We start from the raw sequence: 988 nt of genomic DNA, 5'->3' as shown, positions 1-988 counted from the left end.
GCAGATCCTGCCTTGAAACTACCGCACCACAAAAACATCCCGGCATGGGCGCCGCTGACGCAGCGATTCAGCGGAATCTGGGAAATTGAGCCGATCACGCTCCAGGAATACGCCGGTACCGTACAAATTGTCGACGTGCGCGAAGCGTCGGAATTCAACGACAGTTTGGGACATATACACGGCGCCAAACTGCTGCCTTTGTCCCGGCTTACCGACAGCTTGACGGAACTTGACCGGCAACGGCCCCTGGTCACGGTCTGCCGGTCCGGGGTACGATCGGCCCAAGCCTGCGCTTTGCTGAACAAAGCCGGATTCGATCAGGTAGCAAATCTTGCGGGCGGCATGCTGCGTTGGAGAAGCGAGGGAATGCCTGCAGCTTGCGGTGACGAGAACCTTTGACGGCAGTGCGCCGTGAACGCTGCCCCATAGCGCCGTGCAAATCGGCGGCGCAGCCTGCCTGATCGGCTGACGGCGAGAAACCTCGCCCTTTCAGGTTTCGCCAGTCCCACGGCTCAGATGGCGCCTTGCTTCCCCGCTTCCCGATACAACCGCCATCTCCCGATTGCACGCATGCAATCAAGGTTTCCCGACATACAAAGCAAAATAGCGTTGCTATAGTTGCCCGATCACAAGTCCGTTCCCCGCGACACCATCGCCTGGGGAAGATGGTTGCTTTGCCGACCTATTCCGTCTGCCGAAGCGCGTTGCAGGACGACACGACTGCCGAAGATGCAAATATGCATTGATATCGCACTCCAACAACACCTACAAGCGAATGAGGAAGGACGGGGCATATGGCTGCAACAGCATTGACCAGGGAAGTTCAATATCTGGGCGCGAAGGATTTTTTCCTGGCGCGCCAACCGGTGTTGAACATCCGGCAAGAGTTGATCGGCTACGAACTGCTGTTTCGCAACAGCGCGGCCAACTACGCGACCGTCAACGATGACGCTGCCGCTACCGCCGCCGTCATCGAGCACGCCGCCGA

1 protein-coding gene and 1 pseudogene are annotated in these 988 nt (G+C 58.5%); both read left to right on the top strand.

Annotation, left to right across the window (positions count from 1 at the left end; genetic code table 11):
• On the top strand, nucleotides 1–399 hold a 399-nt coding region (locus tag HLUSI_RS0108935; protein WP_016833636.1), incomplete at its 5' end, for a rhodanese-like domain-containing protein.
• Nucleotides 400–794: 395 nt separating this feature from the next.
• Nucleotides 795–988: pseudogene (locus HLUSI_RS31445) on the top strand (EAL domain-containing protein); the annotation flags it as partial.

The sequence above is a fragment of the Herbaspirillum lusitanum P6-12 genome (genome assembly GCF_000256565.1).
GTDB lineage: Bacteria > Pseudomonadota > Gammaproteobacteria > Burkholderiales > Burkholderiaceae_D > Herbaspirillum > Herbaspirillum lusitanum.
This window is presented reverse-complemented; position numbering and strand designations above follow the sequence as displayed.